The 2100-nt window shown below is 63.8% G+C and carries 1 protein-coding gene and 1 pseudogene; one reads left to right on the top strand and one right to left on the bottom strand.

What is annotated here, in order from left to right; translation table 11 throughout:
* Positions 1-251: pseudogene (locus H8A95_RS42690) on the top strand (transposase); the annotation flags it as partial.
* A gap of 331 nt (positions 252-582) precedes the next feature.
* Here H8A95_RS42690 and H8A95_RS42685 read toward each other — a convergent pair.
* Positions 583-1782 carry an IS110 family RNA-guided transposase gene (locus H8A95_RS42685; RefSeq protein WP_229172479.1) on the bottom strand — a complete coding sequence of 400 codons (1200 nt, stop codon included), beginning with the start codon at positions 1780-1782 and terminating at the stop codon, positions 583-585.
* Positions 1783-2100 lie beyond the last annotated feature (318 nt).

Genomic DNA, 2100 nt, shown 5'->3' with positions numbered 1-2100 from the left:
AGCACAGGAACCTGCTTGCGCACGCGCCGGAGCGTCTGCACGAGGAGATCACCGCGGACTACAACGATATGATCTACGCGGAAACAAGCCAGCTGATCGAAGCGCGACGCAAGGCTTTCATTCGCAAATGGCGGATCAAACATCGTGCCGTTGCCGACAGCCTCGAGGAAGCAGGCGCACGCCTGTTCAGCTTCACCCGACTGCCGCAGGAACAATGGAAGAGCGCGCGCACCACGGATGAGATGGACAAGCGATTTCTTCATGGCCGAGACGACGACTGCGGAGATCGCTGTAAGTCCATTCTTTTGTTCGGCTGCGCTGCGGGCCATTCTTCCGTCCCGGCCACCGATCTCGCAGCCGCCGCGCGCAGGGGCGGTCAAGGCTGGCCGCATCTGCGGCCACCGCAAGGCTTGGCCTTGACCGGCCCGAGCACGGCGGCACACTGGCAGTGGAACGGGACTGCGGTCCTGCCTAGATCTTGCCGTCAGCCGCGATTATGGTTGTTGGGCGCGGGCGACCTCGTGGCGAAGCGTGACGCGTCGGCTGCAAGCGTCACCGGACTGCCTATTTTGTCCTGCCGAGCTAAGGCGCCCGCGCGCCGGTTTTTGGCCGCCGCGGTTTCCATTGCGACACGAATCGTTCGTAGCTTTGCTCGGCCTGGGCGGCGATCAACATCTCGCGGTCGCGCAGCGCCTTGACGTTGTAAGCATAGGTTGGTCCACGTCGGCTGCCTTTCTGTTGCGGATGCCCGGCTTGAAGTTGCATCGCGCGGGTCTTGTTGGCGACCAGCGCCGGGCGCGCCCACAGGTAATCCTCGCCCTTCGTCAACAAATGCCAGCAGAGCACAGTGAGCTTCCGAGCGACAGCCACCGCGGCGATCTGATGGCCGCGCCGGGCGCGGATCCGTACGAAAAAAGCATGCAGTGGACCGGGCGCCTTGGCCGCTGCCCAGGCCGCCTCGACCAGCATGGCGCGCGCATGACTGCGGCCGATCTTGCTGATACGGCCATGGTGGGCCGCTCCCAGCCCGGACTGCCGCACCCGCGGGTTCAGCCCGAAATAGCTCACCAGCTTCTGTGGGCTGTTGAACCGGCTGATGTCGCCGATCGCCGCCACGATCCCGGCGGCGACCGCCAGATTCACGCCGGTGATCGTAATCAATCTGTTCACCGCGGAATCCTCGATTGCGTCCTGCGCGATCTCGCGGTCGAGCAAGGCCAGGTCTTCCGCCAGCCGGTCAAGCTCACGGACGTGCCGATCGATGGCCGCTCGCTCATCGTCCGGCAACTGTTGAGCGGCCAACCATGCCCGGCCGCGGGCGTTGAAAAGATCGGCATGCGGGCACTTCGGGATCAGGTGCGCGTGCAGGATCGAATGCACCTCGTTCTTGAGCCGCGTACGATGCCGCACGACCTGGTAGCGCCGCGCCACCAGCCGACGCTTGCGCTCTGTCTCCGCGTCAGGCGTCCAAATCTGCGGCAGGTATCCCGCCGCCTGCAGACTGGCGAGCGTGCCGGCATCGATCTTGTCGGTCTTGACGTGAGCCTGGGCGATCGCCTTCACCTGCAACGGATTGGCGATAATCACCCGCGCCACGAATGGCGCCAGAACCCGCGACACCGCCATGCTGTTACCAGTCGCTTCGAGCACCACCTCATCACTGGCCAGCAGGGTCTTGCCAAATCCTTCCAGCGCAGTCCGCGTCATATCAATGCGGCCCGCATGTCGGAGCCTGCCGTTCTCCCAAAATACCACCTCCCCGAAGGTTCGGTGGACATCAATGCCAATTACCCGTCGCATTCGCACCTCCTCTGATGACGGAAGCTACGGGCGACACGACAACTACGGATTCGCGCTCTCGGCGCAACCGGGCGAGTCGCAGAGGCGGCCAGCTACTAACTCGAGCTCTCGGCTCATCGTGTGCATCGGCCTGCCCGCACTTCGTGCTCCCGGTGCCTCTGTCCCGATGGTCGCACCATACGCCACGATGTAGAACACCGCAGCGGAACGTTGGCACCGAGAAATCTCATACCGGTTACCAACGCGATCGAACGGCAACACGAGGAGTTCAAGCGACGGATCAAGACCCGGACCGTGCCG

The sequence above is a fragment of the Bradyrhizobium oropedii genome, from assembly GCF_020889685.1.
In the GTDB taxonomy this organism is placed as follows: Bacteria; Pseudomonadota; Alphaproteobacteria; order Rhizobiales; family Xanthobacteraceae; genus Bradyrhizobium; species Bradyrhizobium oropedii.
The sequence above is the reverse complement of the archived record's forward strand: the minus strand, read 5'-3'. Positions and strand labels throughout refer to the sequence as shown.